This window comes from Micromonospora aridisoli (assembly GCF_056150025.1).
The window spans coordinates 1-548 of the sequence record NZ_JAXCFK010000145.1 but is presented as its reverse complement, the minus strand read 5'-3'; the positions used below and the strand labels follow the sequence as shown (position 1 = coordinate 548).

The window sequence follows — 548 nt, the reverse complement described above, 5'->3', positions numbered from 1 at the left end:
CATCGAGATGAACTGGACCACCAGCCCCATCTCACCGGTCGCGCCGTTCGACTGCGCGGCGCCGAGGAACACGTCCCGGCACAACACGGGGCTGACGGAGCTGCCGGCGGTGGCCGAGTCGGAGCTCTGGTACTCGTTCCAGGCCCCCACGCCGTGCCCGGAGTCCTACCTGTCCACCCCGACGCAGACCTGCCCCGTGCTCTTCCCCGAGTTGGGCACCGGCGGCGTCGGACCGCACGGCGCGGCGCGCTACGACTACGACCCGGAGCTGAGGTCGGAGACGAAGTTCCCCGCGTACTTCGACGGTTCGATCTTCTTCGGGGAGTTCACCCGGGACACCCTCAAGGAGATCCGGCTCGACGGCCAGGGCGACATCCTGAAGATCAACAACGTGTTGAACTGCGGCCAGGCGCCCACCACTCCGTCGCGGCCGTTCCTCTGCGACAACCCGATGGACCTGAAGTGGGGCCCCGACGGCAACTTCTACCTGCTGACGTCCGGGGACGGCTTCTTCAACATCAACCCCGACGCGGCGATGTTGAAGTTCA

Annotated in this window: 1 pseudogene; it reads left to right on the top strand. The window is 66.8% G+C overall.

Annotation, left to right across the window (positions count from 1 at the left end):
* Positions 1 to 7: 7 nt before the first annotated feature.
* Positions 8 to 548: pseudogene (locus SM447_RS29800) on the top strand (hypothetical protein); the annotation flags it as partial.